An 18,113-nucleotide genomic window follows, 5' to 3' on the forward strand; every position below is an offset into this window, starting at 1 on the left:
AGGGCGACACTTAGGCAGCCCACGACCGGCTGGCAAGCATGGCCAAACTGCGTGTGACCGCGGGCCTAACAAGCTGCTTTCTTTGGTTACTTTCTTTGCAGCAGCAAAGAAAGTGACTGCCGCCCCGCACAGGGGCAACGCTAATAAACCACAAAGAAAACGGGATCCGCCGGAAAAGCCCAAGCATGTCAGGCACTACGAAGTGCAGGCCGCAGCCACTCGCAGTGCCATCCAAACCGGCGAAGCCATTCAAAACGGCAACTTGGCATCCGGCTTCTCAGCCAGAATCACACGACGAAAATCTTCCTGAATCCGCTTCAGGGCCGCGTCGTTGTCCGCCTCGAAACGCATCACGACGACCGGTGTCGTATTCGACGAGCGCGCGAGCCCGAACCCATCCGGATATTCGACACGCAATCCGTCGATCGTCAGCACATCGTCCGCTCCGGTAAACTTCGCCGACTTCTGCAAACGCGCGATCAGCTCGAAGTTCTCGCCCTCTTCCAGCTTCAGTTGCAACTCCGGCGTCGACAGCGAATTCGGCAGATCGTTCAGCAGCTTGCTCGGATCCGCCACGCGCGACAGGATTTCGAGCATGCGCGCGCCGGTGTACAGACCATCGTCGAAGCCGTACCAGCGGTCCTTGAAGAACACGTGGCCGCTCATCTCACCCGCGAGCGGCGCGCCGGTTTCGCGCAGCTTCGCCTTCACGAGCGAATGGCCGGTCTTCCACATCACCGGCTCGCCGCCCTGCTCGCGCACCCACTTCGCCAGATTGCGCGTGCACTTCACGTCGAAGATGATCTGACCGCCCTTGTTGCGCGACAGCACTTCCTGCGCGAACAGCATCAACTGGCGATCCGGATAGATGACCTGCCCATCCTTCGTCACGACGCCGAGACGGTCGCCGTCGCCATCGAACGCGAAGCCGACTTCGGCATCCGTTTCCTTGAGCGCCTTGATCACGTCCTGAAGGTTTTCCGGATGCGCCGGGTCCGGGTGATGGTTCGGGAAGTTGCCGTCGATATCCGTGAACAACTCCACGAGTTCGCAGCCGAGCGCTTTGAACAGTTTCGGCGCGAGGCCGCCCGCGACGCCGTTGCCCGTATCGACGACGATCTTCATCGCGCGCACCGGCTTCACGTCCGACACGATGCGATCGAGATAGATCTGCGACACGTCGAACTCGGTGTACGTGCCTTCGCCCGTCGTGAAGTCGCTGTCGACGATGCGCTTGTACAAGCCCTGGATCTGCTCGCCGTAGATCGCGGCGCCGCGCAGCACCATCTTGAAGCCGTTGTAGTCGGGCGGATTGTGGCTGCCCGTCACGACGATGCACGAATCCACGCGACGCTCGCCCGAGGGCAAAGGCAGCGGCACGCTCGCCGCGAAATAACCGACGGGCGTCGGCACCATGCCGATATCGACGACATCGACGCCCGCCGCCCGCAGCCCGTCCGAGAGCGCACCAACAAGCTCGGGGCCGGAGAGGCGCCCGTCGCGTGCGACCACAACCGAGTCGCCGCCCTGCTTTTTGATCTCGCTGCCGAATGCCTGGCCGATGCTCTTCGCGACATCCTTGTCGACCGTCTTGCCGACGATGCCGCGGATGTCGTAGGCCTTGAAGATGGATTGGGATACTTGGCTCATGAGATGGCTACCTCTTCTCTATTAGTTGATGGTTTCTCGGCGATGCAGCCATGAGGGCATGCAGGTCGTGACGGGTGACGCGCCAGCGCAGCGGGCATGGCGCGCGAACGACTGTCAGATGACGTACGAATTCTGCCTATGCGTCTGTTAAATCAACACGAAAGAAACAATTGGAAGCAAGTGGATGCAAAAGCCGAGCAGTGCGCGGGCCGTCCGCGGATCGCACTTATAATCGCTGTCTTTCGGCGCTCTCGTGGTTGCGCGCGGCGCTCAGCCTGCGCGTTCATTCTAATCCAATGCTCAAACCCTCTTTCGCCTCGATGCCTTCGAATGAGGCGCGTCTGCGTGCAAACACACAAAACTTGACCGATCACGCGCGCTTCTTTCAAGGCGGTCAGGCTTGGGTAGCACGCCGCGTGCCCGTTTTTACGGCAGGAACGGCCGCATGAAGGTCCTGACGCGCTCCGGCAATCCGGACGTCGCCCGCGCGCTCGCCAATATCGTGTGGCTCGGGCTCGAGCGGCTCACGCAGATCGCAGTCGCCATCGTCATTGCGGGACTGCTCGCACGCTATCTCGGCCCCGGCGATTTCGGCAAATGGCAATACGCGAACACGCTCCTGCTCGTGATCGCGCCGATCACCTGGGTTTGCGGCGCCGAGATTCTCGTGCCGACGATCGTCAACCGCACGCCCGCCGAGGCCGGCGCGGTGCTCGGCAGCGCGTTCGTGCTGCGCATGGGCGTCTCGATCGCCGCGCTGATCCTGACGTGGATCTGGATCGCGGCGGGCGGCACCGATCCGATGGTCGGTCTGATGCTCGCCGGCCTCGCCGTCACGATGCTCTTTCGCGAGCCGTTCATCGGCGTTGTCAATTCGTGGCTGCAAAGTCTCACTTACAGCAAGCCGCAACTCATCGCGAGCATGGCGGCGGCCGTCGTCAAGGCGGCGCTCGTGTTCGCGCTGGTGCGCGCGGCGGCCGCGCCGTCGAGCTTCGGCTGGCTCTGGGCGCTCGAAGCCGCGGCGATCAGCGCCGCGCTCGTCGTGTATTACATGCGCCGTCACGGCGGCACGCTCGGCTGGCGCTTCGACCGCGCACTGTTCAGACATTTCGCGAGCGCGGGCACGGTGTTCTGGCTCGGTCTCATCTGCATGTATCTGTTTCTCAAGCTCGACCGGCTGATGCTCGCGCATCGCGTGTCGTTCGCGGAACTCGGGCTCTACTCCGCCGCGCAGCAGTTGAACGAGAACTGGATCGCGCTCGCGCTGATGCTCTCGCAGACCATCGCGCCGGCGTTCGTCTATCGCGTGCAGGACACCGCGCGCCTCAGACGCAACCTCGTGCGCCTCTTCGCAATGACCGGCGCGCTGATGATCGCGGGCGCCGCCGTCCTCGATGCGCTCGCGGGCTTCATCATCGCGCGTGTGTTCGGGCCGAACTATACGGGCGCCGCCGATATTTTCCGTTGGGCCGTATGGCTTTCCGTGCCGGCGGGCATCGAGGCGATCGGCAATCTCGTCGTGCTGAAATATCAGGCGAAGTACGTGCTGCTGTCGAAATGGCTGTTCGCGCTGGCGGTCGCGTTCGCGGTGAACTGGTTCACGATTCCCCGCATCGAAGGCTACGGCGCGCTGATCGGGCTCGCGGCGGGCTATGTCGCGGCGGCGTCGGTGAATTTCTATTACATCCGTTTCCGGCTGCGCGCATGAACGATCTATCCGATGTCGTCGTGCTGATGCCCGCGTTCAACGGCCAGGCCGAGGTCGAACGCACGCTCGCGTCGTTCAGGGAAGCGTCGACGGTGAACGCGCTGATCGTCGACGATGGCAGCACGCCGCCGATCGTCGCGCCCGTCATCGACGGCATGCGCATCGACATTCTGCGGATGCCGCAAAACGGCGGCATCGAGCGCGCGCTCGAAGCGGGCATCGCGGCGCTCGCAGCGCGCGGGGCACGCTATGCGGCGCGCATCGACGCGGGCGATCTGGCGACGCCCGGCCGTCTGGCGAAGCAGCGCGCGTACATGGAGGCACATCCGCGCGTCGCGGTGCTGGGCATGTGGACGCACGTCGTCTCGAGAGAAGGCGCGCCGCTTTTCGACCTGACGCCGCCGACCGAGCCCGCCGCGATCCGCCGCATGATGCTCGCGCGCACGTGCTTCACGCATCCGTCGCTGATGCTGCGTGTCAGCGCCGTGATCGAAGCGGGCAACTATCGCGCGCACTATCGCGCGGCGGAGGATCTCGATCTGATCCTGCGGCTCCTGCAGCGGCACGACGGCGCGAACCTGCCCGAGTTCGGTCTCTTCTACGAACTGAACGAAGGCGGGATCAGCGCGACGAAGCGGCGTGCGCAAGTGATGTCGACACTGCGCCTGCAACTGCGTCATTTGCGCGTGACGAATCCGCTCGACTGGGCGGGCATCGCGAAGAGCGCCGCGCATCTCGTGCTGCCGTATCGCGCGTTGCGCAGCCTGAAGGCGCGGTTGTTGAAGGCCACGCCTTTCGCGTGAAAATTTCAATGTTCAGTTCGCGCTACGTTCAGCGCTCTTTCCGGATGACGAAAGAAAAATCGAGTCTTCGCATCGCCCTCGTCTGCAACACGGCGTGGGCGATCTACACCTACCGGCAGGGCGTGCTGCGCATGCTGACCGCGCGCGGCGCGCAAGTGACGATCATCGCGCCGCGCGATCGCACCTTCGAGCCGCTCACGGAGATGGGCTGCCGCTGTGTCGAGCTGCCGGTCGCATCAAAGGGAACGGACCCGCGCCAGGACTTGAAGACGCTTGCCGCGCTCTATCGCGAATATCGCACGACGCGCCCGCACATCGTGTTTCACTACACCATCAAGCCGAACATCTACGGCACGCTCGCCGCGATGCTCGCGCGCGTCCCGTCGATCGCGGTGACGACCGGCCTCGGCTACGTCTTCATTCAGAAGAGCCGCACGGCGCAGGTTGCCAAGCTGCTGTACCGTTTCGCGTTCCGCTTCCCGCGCGAAGTGTGGTTCCTGAATCGCGACGATCACGAAGCCTTCCTGCACGAGAATCTGCTCGCGCATCCTGATCGCGCGCGGCGTCTGCACGGCGAAGGTGTCGATCTCGATGAGTTCGCGCTTCAGCCGCTGCCCGCGCGCGAGGACTTCGTTTTCATCCTGATCGGGCGGCTCCTGTGGGACAAAGGCGTGGCGGAATATGTCGAAGCCGCGCGCAGGATCCGCGCGAAATTCCCGCATGCGCGTTTTCAGTTGCTCGGGCCGGTCGGCGTCGACAATCCGAGCGCGATCAGCCGCACGGACGTCCAGAAGTGGGAAGCGGAGAATATCGTCGAATATCTGGGCGAAGCGAACGACGTGCGCCCGCTCGTGGCCGCGGCGGACTGCGTCGTGCTGCCCTCATATCGCGAAGGCGTGCCGCGCACGCTGATGGAAGCCTCGGCGATGGGCCGTCCGATCGTCGCCACCGATGTTCCCGGCTGCCGTGAGGTCGTCGAGCACGGCGTGAACGGTCTTCTCTGCGAGGTGAAGAGCGCCGACAGCCTGACCGAAGCGCTCGAACGCATGCTGACGCTCCCTTTGGACGAGCGCGAAGCGATGGCGCTGCGCGGCCGCGAAAAAGTCGCGCTCGAATTCGACGAAAAGAATGTTGTCGAGCGCTACAAGGGCACAATACATGCCATTACCGGCATTTCACTCTGATTTCGAGTTTTTGGAGAACGCATGATGAATGGCAATCAGTCGCCGATAACTGGTGCGAAGGGCACGATTCTCGTCACGGGCGGCGCGGGGTTCATCGGTTCGCACACGTGTGTCGAACTGCTCGATGCGGGCTATGGCGTCGTGGTCGTCGACAATCTCGTCAATAGCCGCGCAGAGTCGTTAAAGCGTGTCGAGCGCATCACGGGAAAGCGCGTCGCATTTTACGAAGCCGACGCGCGCGACGAAGCCGCGCTCAATCGCATTTTCGACTCGCACGAGATCACCGGCGCGATTCACTTCGCGGCGCTCAAAGCCGTGGGCGAATCGGTGGCGAAGCCGGTCGAGTATTACAGCAACAACATCGGCAGCCTGCTCGCCGTGCTGAAGGTGATGAAGGAGCGCAACGTGCGCAACTTCGTGTTCAGTTCCTCCGCGACGGTCTACGGCATGCCGAAGAGCGTGCCGATCGACGAATCGTTTCCGCTTTCCGCGACCAATCCGTACGGCCAGTCGAAGCTCATCGCCGAACAGATCCTGCGCGATCTCGAAGTCTCCGATCCGTCGTGGCGCATCGCGACGCTGCGCTACTTCAATCCGGTCGGCGCGCATGAGAGCGGTCTGATCGGCGAAGACCCGGCGGGCATTCCGAACAACCTGATGCCGTATGTCGCGCAGGTGGCCGTCGGCAAGCTCGAGCGCCTGCGCGTGTTCGGCAGCGATTACGATACGCACGACGGCACCGGCGTGCGCGATTACATTCATGTCGTGGATCTGGCGCGCGGGCACATCGCGGCCATCGACGCGCTGAAGACGCTCGATCGCAGCTTCGTCGTGAATCTCGGCACGGGCCAGGGCTACAGCGTGCTCGATGTCGTCAAGGCGTTCGAGGCGGCGTCGGGCAAACCCGTGCCGTACGAGCTCGTGCCGCGCCGCCCGGGCGATATCGCCGCCTGCTACGCGGATCCGGCCGCCGCCGCGACGCTCATCGGCTGGCGCGCGGAGCATGGCATCGAACGCATGTGCGCGGATCACTGGCGCTGGCAGTCGCAAAACCCGCACGGGTTCGCGTAAAGTCTCGCTGCGCCCCGCGTCGTCGTTCCGAGCGCTGCGGGGCTGCTTCTCCCAACCGGTTCTATTTTCATGCTTAGTTTCGCGCTTGCTTTTCTGGTCTCGCTGCTCGTGACCTTGTTGATCGTGCGTTTCGCACACCTGCAGGAAGGCGTGCTCGGCGACACCGATCTCGCCGGCGTGCAGAAGTTTCACGCGCGTCCCGTGCCGCGCATCGGCGGCGTGGGCATCCTTTGCGGACTGACCGCATCGGCCGTGCAATTGCGATGGGGTTATCCGGCCGTGTCGGGCGGCATTCTCGGCATCGTCGCGTGCGGCCTGCCGGCGTTTCTCTCCGGGCTGATCGAAGACCTGACCAAGCGCGTCTCGCCGCTCGCCCGCCTCGTCTGCACGATGGCCGCCGCCGGCCTCGCCTACGCGTTCCTGAATATCGCGGTTACGCGCATCAGCGTGCCGCCGCTCGATTTCCTGCTGTCCTACGCGGTGATTTCCTGCGCGGTGACGGTGCTCGCCGTCGCGGCGCTCGCGAACGCCGTGAATATCATCGACGGCTTCAACGGCCTCGCGTCGATGGTCAGCTTCATGATGTTCGCGTCGCTCGCCTACGTGGCGTTCCAGGTGCACGATCCCGTCGTGCTGTCCGGCTCGCTCATCATGATGGGCGCTGTGATGGGCTTCTTCATCTGGAATTTTCCCGCCGGCCTGATCTTTCTCGGCGACGGCGGCGCGTACTTCGTCGGCTTCATGCTGGGCGAGCTATCCATCATGCTCGTGATGCGCAACCGCGATGTCTCCGCGTGGTATCCGGTGCTGCTCTTCATGTATCCGATCTTCGAAACGTGTTTCTCGATCTATCGCAAGAAGTTCATTCGCGGGATCTCGCCCGGCATTCCGGACGGCGTGCATCTGCATATGCTCGTCTACAAGCGCCTGATGCGTTGGGCCGTCGGCGTGAAGAACGCGCACGAACTCACGCGGCGCAACTCGCTTACGTCGCCGTATCTGTGGCTGCTGTGCCTCGTCGCGGTGATTCCCGCGACGCTCTTCTGGCGGCACACGGTGCATCTCTTCTGCTTCGTCGTCGTGTTCGCGGCGACGTATGTGTGGCTCTACATGAGCATCGTGCGCTTCAAGTCGCCGCGATGGCTCGTGTTTCGACGACCGCACACCGTGAAGAAGTGAACCGAACGCCGCCCTGCCCCGGGCGGCGTTTTCGTTTGCGGCGTCGATTACGTCAGATGCTTCTGGAAGAACGCGGCGGTGCGGCCGTTCGCAAGTTGCGCGGCCGCCGCATCGTAATGCACGCCCTTGTTGCGCGCGAACGCGTGATGACAGCCGGGATACGTGAACGCCTCGACGTTCGCGTGCCCTTGCACCGCCGCGAGCACGCGATTGCGGGCATCGGCGGGAATGAACTCGTCTTCTTCCGCGAGATGCAGCATGAGCGGCACCTTGATCTTGGGCAGCTCGCCGAGGTACTGGTCCGTGCCGCCGCCGTAATAGGAAACCGATGCATCGACATCGGTGCGCGCGGCCGTCAGAAAGGACAGCAATCCGCCGAGACAGAAGCCGACCGAACCGATTTTGCCTTTCACCTGCGAGAGCCCGCGCGCAGAGCCGATGGTCGCCGCGATGTCCTCGACGCCCGTGTTCACGTCGAACGCGTTGTAGTACTTCAGCGCCTGCTGCCACTCGGCTTCGGTCTTGTCGGTAAGCTCGACGTTCGGCTCGAGCCGCCAGAACAGGTCCGGACACAGCGCGACGTAGCCCTGGCGCGCGTACTCGTCGCACGTTTCGCGCATGTCGGCGTTGATGCCGAATATCTCCTGGATCACCACCACGGCGGGCGCGGGTGTCTGCGCGGGATAGGCGACGTAGGCGTCGAAATTGCCGTCGGGCGTGGAGATGCTGAGCCGGTCGGACATGGGAGTCTCCTGAGTGATGGTGTCGATCGAAAGCGCGCAAAGGTCCGCTCGAGCGTGCGCGTGGCCGATAGTCGAAGTGTGATTCGCGTGTGTGACGGTGAGACGTGGGCGATCGGAGAAAGCCCCGCGCGTTGCGAAGATGCAATGGATGCACGCAGCGCAACGCGGCCCGCCTTGCGGCAAGAACCTATTTGATACGCGAAAATCGGCGCGCGCGCCAGCGTTGAATCGCGCGGTTTCGGCGTGCGAAGACGGTCTGCCTCGATACGGCAGCGCTCATCCCGGCGATGCTCGCGAGTCCCCGGATGAAATCGAATCGTATCGATCGATCGGGTTTCGCATGCGTGTCGCGCCGAACAGGCCCATGCCGTTTCCCTTCTGCGAGGGGTCGCTCGTTGTCGAGTGGCTTGCGCGGCCTGAACCGCACGTCCTCGTGGGCCTGCTTGCCCCGAAACCGGGGTTACCTCGTATCGGCGCGTGCACGCACATCGCACGTATTGAGTGGTCTCACGCCGGAACATGTCGCTTCCGGTGATTCAATCTTCGGTCCGGAAATCGGGGGCGATCCGCCAGAATCCCGTGCTTTGCGGACATGAACCCGACGCGCGCGCCGTCGCGGACCGTGGCGATGGAACGCGACGGACAAAGCGTGGTGCGGCGCACATGTGCGTCCGTCGTTTCGCGCCGAAGACTAGTCGCCTGACGCCGCTGCAACGGCGCGCGCCAACGGCCGCTGATATATTCGGCAAAAAAATGGGGTTCCCGGGGTCGTCATGCGCAACAAGTTCGCCGTCTTCTGGATATGGCTTTGCCTGCTTCCGCTCGCATTCGACTTGAAGGGCGTGGAGATGGCGAACAGGACGGTCGATATTCTGCTCACCGTGACGTCGATGGGCGCCGCCTGTGCGATTCTCCTGATCGCGCCGCGCTTCGCACGCCGTTCGCGCATGCGCGCGCTCGTGACCTCGCTGTTTCTGCTCACGATCTTCGGCAGCGTCGCGACGCAATTGCTGCAGGGTAACGAAGCAGGCAACTACGCCCGCGTGATCCTGCCGTTCCTGCTGATGCTGCTCGGCTATTTCGTCGGCTGCCGTCCGTGGGATGCGCAACGTATCGAGCAGATCGAGCGCGCGTTGACCGGCGCGATGATCGCATCGCTCGTGTTCAGCGTCGGCTTCGATATCGCGATATCCGATGGAACCGGGAACGTGAGCATTCACGCCGTCCCGGTTACGTTCCTCTGTCTCCAAGGGCTGCTGCTGCACGAGTTCGTCTTCGCGCAGCGCATCACGAAGTTCGCCGCGCTGATCTTTCTCGCGACGCTCGTCATCGAGATTCTGTGCGCCACGCCCAGCCTGCTCGTCGGCACGGTGCTGCTCATCGCCTACGCGACGTGGCTCGCCGCGCCTTCGATCCGCCTGTTCTTCACCACCGGCCTGCGCGCGGTCGTGATCCTCGCGCTGCTCGGCGCAATGGCGGCCGCATCGGCGACGTTCTTCCCGACCGTCGCCCAGCAATGGGTGCAGTACATCCCGTTCGCGAAGGATGCGCCGCCCGCACGCGATCCGGTCGCGATCGCGCGTCTTGCTGAAATGAAGGATCAGGTCGATCAGACCACATCCTCGACGCTCTCGACGATGGTCGGCATGGGCTACGGACACGACTATCGCTATTCGCCTTCGTACTTGCCCGATCTTGCTGGCCTGATCAGCGAGAAGGATTTTTACGCGATCAGAAAGTGGGCGGCCGGCCGCGACTTCTGGGTCTATCAGTTCTTCGCGGGTGGTCTGCTGTTCGGCCTCGCGCTGCCGCTCGCCGTGCTGTGGGCGCTCTGGCGCGGCTCGATGGCCTACCGCGCGTGGCGGCATCGCGCGCCCGATGCGCCGCATCTGCCCGTGCTCGGGCGCGCGCTCTTCGTGCTCGCGGCGCTGCCCGCGACGTCGATCGGCGGCAATCCGCTCGGCGACCGCTTCTCGGGTGTCGTGTTCGGCGTCGCGCTCGGCCTCGTCGTCGCGTCGTATGCGCGCATCGCGCACACGATGCAGATCCGCGCCGCCGAAGCGGCGGGGCACCGGCCGCCGCCGCGGCCTCCGTGGTTCGGCACGCCGCCCGACATGCGCCCGCCCGGCGAGCCGCTACCGGAGATCCTGCCTGCGAACCCGCCGCGCGCTTCCGGCACGCTGCCCGCGCGATAACGCGGTCACATTCACTGCGCGGGCAGATGCGTCCTCAGATACGGCGCGAAGCCGTTCTGCACGGAAATGATCTTTCTCGCGCAGTCGTCGAAATCGGAGCCTCGCGCGCGCTCGTCGCCATACATGCCCTTGCATTGCGCGAAGAGCGAGATGGTCGCGCCGTTGCCGTTCGCGATGCGCGTCGCCGAGAACACCGGCTTGCCGGTACCCGAAGGCATATCCGTTTCGATGGCGGCATCGTCGGCGCGTGTCAGGCGTTCCTTCGAATTCTGCTCGACGTAAGTCTTCGTCAGCTTCCAGGCCGCATCGCATTGCGCGGCGTCGCGGCACGCGACGGTCGCGTTGCGTTGCGCCGTATCGAGCGTCTGCTGCGAGAGCAGGAACGTACGTTCCTTCTGCTCCTCTTTTTCGACGGACGAGCAGGCGGTGAGGACAACCGAAGCGAGTGCGAGAGCGATGAGCTTTTTCACGGACGGACAGCCTAATAACCAGGTCGGACGGCGATTATAACGACGCCCGCTTTCGTCGCACGTAATACGCGGCTGCATTGCGTGCCGGCCGGCGTGAATGGCCGCTCGCGCAGGGTTTTTGGCGTTAGTGGCCGGCGGCGCGCAATATCCTGTGTTCATGCGTGCGCGGCTCGCCGCCAACGCACCCGACAAGCAAGCCCGGAGGAGACTCATGAAACATGCGCTACGCACGGCGCTTTTGTCGCTGACCATGACCGCTCTCGTGCCATCGGCCGTGCAGGCAGGCGATGCCGCCGATCCATCGGCGACGGACAAGCTGCTCGCGCAGCAGAACGGATATGTGGGTAATCCCGCGGGCGGCGCGCGGCTGCGTCCGAGCCGACCCAAGGCCGACGCCCGGGCGATGATGATGCCGAAAAGCGCGGCCGCGGCGCTCTATCCGGCGCCCGCGGGCCTGAATCCGCCAGCGGCGAATGCCGCGCGATCGCGCGACATCTACAAGTCGCCTTACTGAAGATCCGCAGGCCCGAGCGGGCTTTCACTCCGCGATGCTTTCGTAGCCGTAGTAGCCGGCGTACGTGCTGCCCATCAATATCTTCGATTGCGGAACGTCGGTGAGCAGAACGCCCTTCATGTGCACGCCGCCGTGATACAGGCGCTTCATCGTTTCGCCGATCTCCTGCACCTGATTCTTGCCGTGCCGCACGACGAGCAGGCTCGTGCCCGCGTGCCTGCCGACCACCGTCGCGTCGGTCACCGCGAGCACCGGCGGCGTGTCGATGACCACGAGATCGTAGTGCTGCTTCAGTTCGGCGAGCATTTCACCGAGGCGGTCGCTCGCAAGCAGCTCCGCCGGATGAGACGGCAACGAGCCCTTCGGGATCAGATCGACGCCGGGCAGCACGTCGTGAAGGATCGTGCTCATCACGTCGGCGCCCATCAGCACGTCGGAAAGACCGGGCGAGTGGCGCACGCCGAAGTGCGAGTGAATGTCGCCGCGGCGCATGTCGGCGTCGATCAGCAGCACGCGCTTTCTCGTCGAGGCGACGAGCGTCGCGAGATTCGCCGACATGAACGACTTGCCCGCTTCCGGACGCGAGCCCGTCAGCATCACGACGTTGTTGCGCGCATCGGAAAGCTGCAATTGCAGCGACGTGCGCAGGCTGCGGATGCCTTCGACCGCCGCGTCTTCCGGCGCTTGCGCGGCGAGCACGTGCAGCCCCTCGCGGCGCATGCCGACCTGGCGCTGCAGACGAAGCTGCTGCGTGCTGCGCGGCACGATCGCGAAGACGCGCGTGCCCAGTTGCCGTTCGATGTCTTCCGGACGCTCGACGCCGCCAAACAGCGCCTTGCGGACGAATGCGACGATGATGCCGAGCACGAGTCCGATCGCCGCCGAGATCAGGATCACGAGCGCGCGTTTCGGACGCACGGGATCGTCGGCGACCTGTGCGAGGTAGACGATGCGCACGTTGCTCACCTGCCCCGCCTTCGCGATGCGCAGTTGCTGCACGCTGTTGAGCAGATTCGTGTAGAGCTCGCTGTTCGCGCGCACGTCGCGCGTGTAGCGCAGCGCGGTCTGCTCGGTATCGGGCAGCGTCGACACGTTCTTGCCGAGGCGCGTCTGCGCGGCGGTGAGCGCGGCGATCTGCGCATCGAGCGCCTGGACCGACGGATGATTCGCCGTGAAGCGCAGCGACAGCTCCGCGCGCTGTTGCTGCAAGTCCGAGAGCTTCGTCTTGTTATCGACGATCTGTTGCAGCAGAAGCCGGCTTTCCTCGGAGAGATCCACCGACCCTTGCTTGTTGCGAAACGCGCTGTAGCGCTGCTCGGCTTCGTCGAGCTGCTTCTTCACGACCGGCAGTTGCTGTTCCAGAAACGCGAGCGTGTGCTCGGCTTCGGCCGAGCGCTTCTGCGTATCCTGCTCCACATAGCGGTTCGCGATGTTATTGACGATCGCGGCGATTTCCTTCGGATTACTACCTTCCAGAGACACGCCGATGATGCCCGATTGCAATGCGGTCTCCGCCACGGTGAGACGCTTTTGCAGACGGTCGATGGTCGTGAGCGTCGAGAAGCGCTGCAAGTCGAACTGCACGCCGGGCTTGCTCGTGAGCTTGTCGACCTTGAGCGTGATGGGGCCTTGCGGCGTCATGCCGGAGGCTTCCTGGCCGACATGGCCGGTGAGAATTCCCAGGCCGTCCGGGTCCTGCAACACGTATGCGCCGCGTTCACCGGCGACGAGCGTGAACTTTCTGTCGTAGAGCGTCTTCGGCGTGTCGAAGCGCGGCACGTCGATCTCTTCGTCGCCCCATGCAAAGCGCGACAGATATCCCGATGGAACCGGCTTGTTCAGCATCGAGAATACGTTGCCGACGAGCTTGCCGACGACCGGAAACGAACGCGGCGACGCGCTGATGTCGAGATGCATGCGCCGCACCGTGTCGTCGATGAAGAGGCGCGAGCGCAACAACTCGATCTGCGCGGCGGTGATGGATTTCGTATCGGTGAGCTGCGGCACGACGGCCTGCGCCGCATTGGCGCTGGCGCTCGGCTTGTTGCCGCTGGCCTCGTCGACCTGGATCATCGCGTCCGCCTTGTAGGTCGGCGGCGCGAGGTAGGCGTAGGCGGTTCCGAGCGCGACCACGGCGAGCATGACGAACGTCACGAGCTTCCAGTTGCGCATCACCGCGGCCAGATAATCGGACAGCCGCAACTCGTCGGCTGTCGATACGTCCGTATACCGCGTATCAAAGTTCATCGCCATGATCTCGCTCGCTTGTATTTTTTTGAGTCGAACAATGATGCTCCGGCGCGCCCCCGCGCGCGCCGGTCAAACGCCTGCGGTCAATCCACTTATTTCGTCAGCACGGCCGCCGTCAGACCCGCGTTGATCGCCGGCAAGAGCAGGTTCAGCACGCGCGAGAAGCGGACGAGCCCGTTGTTGTCCACGTACACGACGTCATGCGGCTGCAGTTCGAAGTTGTTCGCGAGCAGCATCGATACCGGCGAACGCGCATCGAGCTTGTAGACCTCCGGGTTGTCCGTCTGGCCGTTGCGGATCACGTAAAGCTCGCGCGGGTCCGACGTTTCCGGATTGAAGCTGCCCGCCTGCGAGATCGCGTCCGAAAGCGTGAGCTTGCCGTTGCGCATCGGGATGACGGTGGCGGGCTTGGTCACTTCGCCCATCACGTAGACGCCGTTTTCGTCGCGCGAATCGACACGCAGCGCATCGCCCGGCCTGAGCATGATGTCCGACGGGCTGCGGCCCTTCGCCGTCATGCCGGCCATGTTGATGTTGTACGTGACGCCGTCGCGGATCAGCGTGACGCGGCTCTGGTCCGCCGTCGTCGCAAAGCCGCCCGCGCGCCCGATCGCCTCGGTGAGCGTCATCGGAATGTCGTTGATCTGTTGCGCGCCCGGCGTGCGCACGTCGCCGTCGATATACACCTGCGACGCGCGGAACGACGCGACGCGCACCGTCACCTGCGGTTTCACGAACACCTTCGAGAGCTCCGAGTACAGCTCGCGCTGAACCTGCGTCTCGGTCTTGCCCGCGACATGCAGCGGACGGGTCACGTACGGGAACTGCAGATTGCCGTCCGCATCGACGACGAAGCCGGGTGCGGCATCCGAGGTGCGCGTCTGCTGCGCAGGCTGGCCGAGTGCCGCGACGAGCTCGGGGTGATCCCACACCGTGATCTGCAGCACGTCGCCGACGCCCAGCTTGTACGGCGCCGGCTTGCCGTAGAGCGAAGCGTTCGGATCGGTCGCGGCCGAAGGCTGCGCGGTGCGCATCTTCTTCACGAGCGCGGCGTCGATCGTCGTGATCGGAATGTTGGTCGTGGTGGCCGGATCACCCTGATCGTTCGACGTCTCGACGAGCGCGGCCGGCTTTTCCATGTGCATGCCCGGCGCGAGCCCGCAACCCGTCAGGATCACGGAGATGGAAGCTGCCGCAGCCAGGCTCGTGAGGCGGAAGATACGCGACACGTTGGTGTTGGCGGCCATGGAGGTGGTGCCCGGTTGTTGTTGATTGTGCATAATGGTCGTCCCCTGCATCAGTAAGCGTTGGTGTGGCGTAGTCCCTTGAAGATCGTTGCGGCAATGATTCTCATATCGAGTCCGAACGACCAGTTACCCAGGTAGTACAAATCGTGAGCGACGCGTCCTTCCATCTTTTCGATCCGATCCGTTTCTCCACGAAAACCGTTGACCTGGGCCCAGCCGGTGATGCCTGGCTTGATCCGGTAACGATGGATGTACCCCGATACGACCTTCTGATACAGGTCGTCATGTTCAAGCGCGTGTGGACGCGGGCCCACGACCGACATGTCGCCACGCAGAACGTTGAAGAACTGCGGTAGCTCATCGAGGCTGGTGCGGCGCAGGAATGCCCCGACACGGGTCACGCGCGGATCGCCGCGCGTGGCCTGGCGGAGCACCCCGGCCTGTTCCGTGTGCATGCGCATCGAACGGAACTTGTAGATGGTGAAGACGCGGCCATCCGCGCCCTTGCGGCGTTGCCGGAAAAGCACGGGCCCGCGCGAAGTCAGCTTGATCGCGAGCGCGATGCAGATCAGCGCCGGCGAAACGGCGATGATCGCGCCGAGCGCGAACGCGCGGTCGAAGAGTTCCTTCTGCAACTGCGCGGACGCCGACAGCGGCGACGCGACCAGATTGATGGCGGGCTCGCCGAGGAGATCGGTCACGCCGCTTTCGAAGAGCGCAAGGCTGCGCACATCCGGAATGAAGCGCACGTTGAGCAGATCGTCGCGGAATTCGTTCACGAAGCGCAGGATCGTGCGCTCTTCGGAAAGCGGCAGCGCAAGCCACACCTCGTGCACGTTCTGCGTGCGCACGAAGTTGACGAATTCGTCGAAGTCGTCGTACACCGGCAGGCGCGTGTTGAGCCGTGCCTTGGCCGGCGCCGCATTGAACGCGGCGCGCATGCGAAAGCCCGCGTCCGGCGAGCGCTCGATCTTGCGCAGGATCGAATCGCAATGCCTGCCGCAACCGACGATCGCCACCTGTTGAAGGTTCAGGCCGGCGTGGCGCATGTGCGCGAGGATCGCGTGCGTGATGAGACGCCCGGCGATCATGAGGCCGCCGGACATCGCGGTCCAGTAGGCGAACCAGAGGCGCGACACGTAGTCGAGTCGATGCAGGGAGAACATGAGCGCGAGCGCGCAGCCCTGCACGACGAGCCAGCCGAGCGAGACCTGGCACGCGAGCTGAAGCTTGCTGCGGCCGCGCCACGACTGGTAGACGCCAAAACCAGGAAAGAGCGCGAGCGAGAACGCCGCCGCGAATGCGACGAACGCCACCGAATAGGTGTGAGCCTCGATGTACTCGAACCTGATTTGCGACGCCACTGCCGCGCCGCCGACGATCATCACGACGTCGAACAGGCGCGCGAGCAATCCCTGTAAATCGCGCATGTTGTTTTCCCCGAACGCAATCAGCCCTTAACCGCCCTCTTCAGTCTCCTCCTCGCGTAGCGCCCGTCTTTGTCGAATGAAAGCCGTTGCAAAGAAGTCGGTCGCATCAACCCGTCATGCCATCGCCCGCCGAGCGCTCAATGGCGCCCGTAGGTGTCGTCGAAGCGCACGATGTCGTCTTCGCCGAGATAGCTCCCCGACTGCACCTCGATGATCTCGAGCGGCACCTTGCCCGGGTTCTCCAGACGGTGCCGCACACCGAGCGGAATGAACGTCGATTCGTTCTCGCTCAGCAAAAACTGCTCTTCACCGCGCGTCACGAGCGCCGTGCCGCACACGACGATCCAGTGCTCCGCGCGATGGTGATGCATCTGCAACGACAGCTTCGAACCCGGCGACACCACGATGCGCTTCACCTGAAAGCGCTCGCCGTGCTCGATCGAATCGTAGAAGCCCCACGGACGGCGCACCTTGCGATGCGTGTCCGCTTCGGGCGCATGCTGCTCGCGGATGCGCGCAACGAGCCCCTTGATGTCCTGCACGCGCGAACGGTCCGCGACGAGCACGGCGTCGTCCGTCTCGACGACGATCACGTTGGTCGTGCCGACACACGCGACGAGCCGTCCGCCTTCGGAGCGCGCATAGCTCGATGTCGCGCCTTCGAACACGACACGGCCGCTCGCGACGTTGCCGGACTCGTCCTTGTCCATCGCGTCCCACACGGCGTCCCACGAGCCGAGATCCGACCAGCCCGCGACGAGCGGCACGACGATGCCGTCGCACGGCTTCGTCGGCGTGCCGATGTGTTCCATCACGGCATAGTCGATCGAGTCGGACGGCGCGCGGCCGAATTGCGCGGCCTGCGGACGGAAGAACTTGCCGTCGTCCTCGCCTTCCTTCGCGGCGGCCGAGCAAGCCGCGTACATATCGGCGTTGAGCTTCCCGAGTGCCGCGAGCCACACGCTCGCGCGCACGATGAAGATGCCGCTGTTCCACCAGTACGTGCCCGCCGCGACATATTGCGCGGCGAGCTCGGCCGCGGGCTTCTCGACGAAGCGATCGATCTCGTGCGCGCCATCGTCGAGCGCGTCGCCCAGACGGATGTAGCCGAAGCCGGTGTCGGGGCGCGTCGGCGGAATGCCGAGCGTCGCGATCACGCCGCGCTCCGCATGCTCCGCCGCGATCGCGATCGCGCGATGCAGCGCGGGAATGTCGGCGATTGAGTGATCGGCCGGCATCGCGACCATGATCGCGTCCTCGCCGTCCTTCACCGCGGCGAGCGCCGCGAGCGTGAGCGCGGGCGCGGTGTCGCGGCGCGCCGGCTCGACGATGATGCGTGCGTCGACGCCGCTTTCGCGCGTCTGCTCTTCCGTCGTGAAACGATGCTCCTCGCCGCACACGATGATCGGCTCGCCATCCACCCTGAAGTCGCCCGCAAAGCCTTTCAGCCGCGAAACCGTGGCCTGCAACAACGAGTCGTGACCGATGACGCCGATCAGCTGCTTCGGGAACTGTTCACGCGACATCGGCCACAGGCGCGTGCCCGAGCCGCCGGCGAGGATCACAGGAACGAGGCGGCGGCACGGCCCGGCCAGTCCGGCCAGGCTCGCCTCGACACCCGCTGCTCCCTGCTCCAACTCGCCCTTCGTGCGTGCTTCATTCGTCATAG

At 64.3% G+C, this 18,113-nt stretch carries 14 protein-coding genes; 7 read left to right on the top strand and 7 right to left on the bottom strand.

The window, feature by feature from the left end; genetic code table 11:
- Positions 1-249: 249 nt before the first annotated feature.
- Positions 250-1,650 carry a phosphomannomutase/phosphoglucomutase gene (locus NCS58_RS11020; RefSeq protein ID WP_061119276.1) on the bottom strand — a complete coding sequence of 467 codons (1,401 nt, stop codon included), beginning with the start codon at positions 1,648-1,650 and terminating at the stop codon, positions 250-252.
- A 445-nt stretch (positions 1,651-2,095) separates the two neighbouring features.
- Here NCS58_RS11020 and NCS58_RS11025 point away from each other — a divergent pair, with 445 nt between their 5' ends.
- From NCS58_RS11025 to NCS58_RS11045, 5 genes are all read left to right on the top strand, one after another.
- Entirely contained in the window at positions 2,096-3,358 is a 1,263-nt protein-coding gene (locus NCS58_RS11025; RefSeq protein ID WP_250538423.1) for an oligosaccharide flippase family protein, read from the top strand.
- Positions 3,355-4,161: a glycosyltransferase gene (locus NCS58_RS11030; protein WP_250538424.1), complete on the top strand. Its 807-nt coding sequence runs from the start codon at positions 3,355-3,357 to the stop codon at positions 4,159-4,161. The genes NCS58_RS11025 and NCS58_RS11030 overlap by 4 nt, the downstream gene beginning before the upstream one ends.
- A gap of 44 nt (positions 4,162-4,205) precedes the next feature.
- Complete coding sequence (locus tag NCS58_RS11035) at positions 4,206-5,345, top strand: glycosyltransferase family 4 protein (protein ID WP_250476958.1); 1,140 nt, start codon at positions 4,206-4,208, stop codon at positions 5,343-5,345.
- Between the two features lie 24 nt (positions 5,346-5,369).
- Positions 5,370-6,416: a UDP-glucose 4-epimerase GalE gene (gene galE / locus NCS58_RS11040; protein ID WP_250538453.1), complete on the top strand. Its 1,047-nt coding sequence runs from the start codon at positions 5,370-5,372 to the stop codon at positions 6,414-6,416.
- A 69-nt stretch (positions 6,417-6,485) separates the two neighbouring features.
- Positions 6,486-7,595 carry a glycosyltransferase gene (locus NCS58_RS11045; protein ID WP_061119280.1) on the top strand — a complete coding sequence of 370 codons (1,110 nt, stop codon included), beginning with the start codon at positions 6,486-6,488 and terminating at the stop codon, positions 7,593-7,595.
- Positions 7,596-7,642: 47 nt separating this feature from the next.
- Here the strand turns inward: NCS58_RS11045 and NCS58_RS11050 are convergent, their stop codons facing one another.
- The gene (locus NCS58_RS11050) at positions 7,643-8,338 is read right to left on the bottom strand and encodes a dienelactone hydrolase family protein (protein WP_061119281.1); all 696 of its coding nucleotides are present in this window, start codon (positions 8,336-8,338) and stop codon (positions 7,643-7,645) included.
- 773 nt (positions 8,339-9,111) lie between these two features.
- On the opposite strand from NCS58_RS11050, the gene NCS58_RS11055 reads away from it, so the two are divergent.
- Positions 9,112-10,533 carry a hypothetical protein gene (locus NCS58_RS11055; RefSeq protein WP_250538425.1) on the top strand — a complete coding sequence of 474 codons (1,422 nt, stop codon included), beginning with the start codon at positions 9,112-9,114 and terminating at the stop codon, positions 10,531-10,533.
- Between the two features lie 11 nt (positions 10,534-10,544).
- Here NCS58_RS11055 and NCS58_RS11060 read toward each other — a convergent pair whose 3' ends face one another.
- A complete protein-coding gene (locus tag NCS58_RS11060; protein WP_250538426.1) occupies positions 10,545-11,003 on the bottom strand; it encodes a hypothetical protein in 459 nt (152 codons plus the stop codon).
- Positions 11,004-11,214: 211 nt separating this feature from the next.
- On the opposite strand from NCS58_RS11060, the gene NCS58_RS11065 reads away from it, so the two are divergent.
- Positions 11,215-11,517 carry a hypothetical protein gene (locus NCS58_RS11065; RefSeq protein ID WP_061119426.1) on the top strand — a complete coding sequence of 101 codons (303 nt, stop codon included), beginning with the start codon at positions 11,215-11,217 and terminating at the stop codon, positions 11,515-11,517.
- Between the two features lie 24 nt (positions 11,518-11,541).
- Here the strand turns inward: NCS58_RS11065 and NCS58_RS11070 are convergent, their stop codons facing one another.
- The 4 genes from NCS58_RS11070 to NCS58_RS11085 all read right to left on the bottom strand — a co-directional run bounded on the left by NCS58_RS11070 (position 11,542) and on the right by NCS58_RS11085 (position 18,111).
- On the bottom strand, positions 11,542-13,770 hold the full coding sequence (locus tag NCS58_RS11070) for a polysaccharide biosynthesis tyrosine autokinase (RefSeq protein ID WP_250538427.1): 2,229 nt from the start codon (positions 13,768-13,770) through the stop codon (positions 11,542-11,544).
- Positions 13,771-13,859: 89 nt separating this feature from the next.
- On the bottom strand, positions 13,860-15,014 hold the full coding sequence (locus NCS58_RS11075) for a polysaccharide biosynthesis/export family protein (RefSeq protein ID WP_061119285.1): 1,155 nt from the start codon (positions 15,012-15,014) through the stop codon (positions 13,860-13,862).
- Positions 15,015-15,064: 50 nt separating this feature from the next.
- Entirely contained in the window at positions 15,065-16,444 is a 1,380-nt protein-coding gene (locus NCS58_RS11080; protein WP_061119286.1) for an undecaprenyl-phosphate glucose phosphotransferase, read from the bottom strand.
- 137 nt (positions 16,445-16,581) lie between these two features.
- Positions 16,582-18,111, bottom strand: coding sequence for a mannose-1-phosphate guanylyltransferase/mannose-6-phosphate isomerase (locus NCS58_RS11085; protein WP_250490177.1), 1,530 nt, complete (start codon positions 18,109-18,111; stop codon positions 16,582-16,584).
- Between the last annotated feature and the right edge of the window lie 2 nt (positions 18,112-18,113).

The sequence above is a fragment of the Caballeronia sp. INML3B genome (assembly GCF_023631305.1).
Taxonomy (GTDB): domain Bacteria; phylum Pseudomonadota; class Gammaproteobacteria; order Burkholderiales; family Burkholderiaceae; genus Caballeronia; species Caballeronia turbans.

What these genes read in the sequence shown, in the direction of transcription:
- galE (WP_250538453.1), top strand. Translation starts at nt 5,370, where the DNA reads ATGAATGGCAATCAGTCGCCGATAACTGGTGCGAAGGGCACGATTCTC.
- NCS58_RS11045 (WP_061119280.1), top strand. Translation starts at nt 6,486, where the DNA reads ATGCTTAGTTTCGCGCTTGCTTTTCTGGTCTCGCTGCTCGTGACCTTG.
- NCS58_RS11065 (WP_061119426.1), top strand. Translation starts at nt 11,215, where the DNA reads ATGAAACATGCGCTACGCACGGCGCTTTTGTCGCTGACCATGACCGCT.
- NCS58_RS11050 (WP_061119281.1), bottom strand. Translation starts at nt 8,338, where the DNA reads ATGTCCGACCGGCTCAGCATCTCCACGCCCGACGGCAATTTCGACGCC.
- NCS58_RS11075 (WP_061119285.1), bottom strand. Translation starts at nt 15,014, where the DNA reads ATGGCCGCCAACACCAACGTGTCGCGTATCTTCCGCCTCACGAGCCTG.
- NCS58_RS11025 (WP_250538423.1), top strand. Translation starts at nt 2,096, where the DNA reads ATGAAGGTCCTGACGCGCTCCGGCAATCCGGACGTCGCCCGCGCGCTC.
- NCS58_RS11030 (WP_250538424.1), top strand. Translation starts at nt 3,355, where the DNA reads ATGAACGATCTATCCGATGTCGTCGTGCTGATGCCCGCGTTCAACGGC.
- NCS58_RS11055 (WP_250538425.1), top strand. Translation starts at nt 9,112, where the DNA reads ATGCGCAACAAGTTCGCCGTCTTCTGGATATGGCTTTGCCTGCTTCCG.
- NCS58_RS11070 (WP_250538427.1), bottom strand. Translation starts at nt 13,770, where the DNA reads ATGGCGATGAACTTTGATACGCGGTATACGGACGTATCGACAGCCGAC.
- NCS58_RS11080 (WP_061119286.1), bottom strand. Translation starts at nt 16,444, where the DNA reads ATGCGCGATTTACAGGGATTGCTCGCGCGCCTGTTCGACGTCGTGATG.
- NCS58_RS11035 (WP_250476958.1), top strand. Translation starts at nt 4,206, where the DNA reads ATGACGAAAGAAAAATCGAGTCTTCGCATCGCCCTCGTCTGCAACACG.
- NCS58_RS11085 (WP_250490177.1), bottom strand. Translation starts at nt 18,111, where the DNA reads ATGACGAATGAAGCACGCACGAAGGGCGAGTTGGAGCAGGGAGCAGCG.
- NCS58_RS11020 (WP_061119276.1), bottom strand. Translation starts at nt 1,650, where the DNA reads ATGAGCCAAGTATCCCAATCCATCTTCAAGGCCTACGACATCCGCGGC.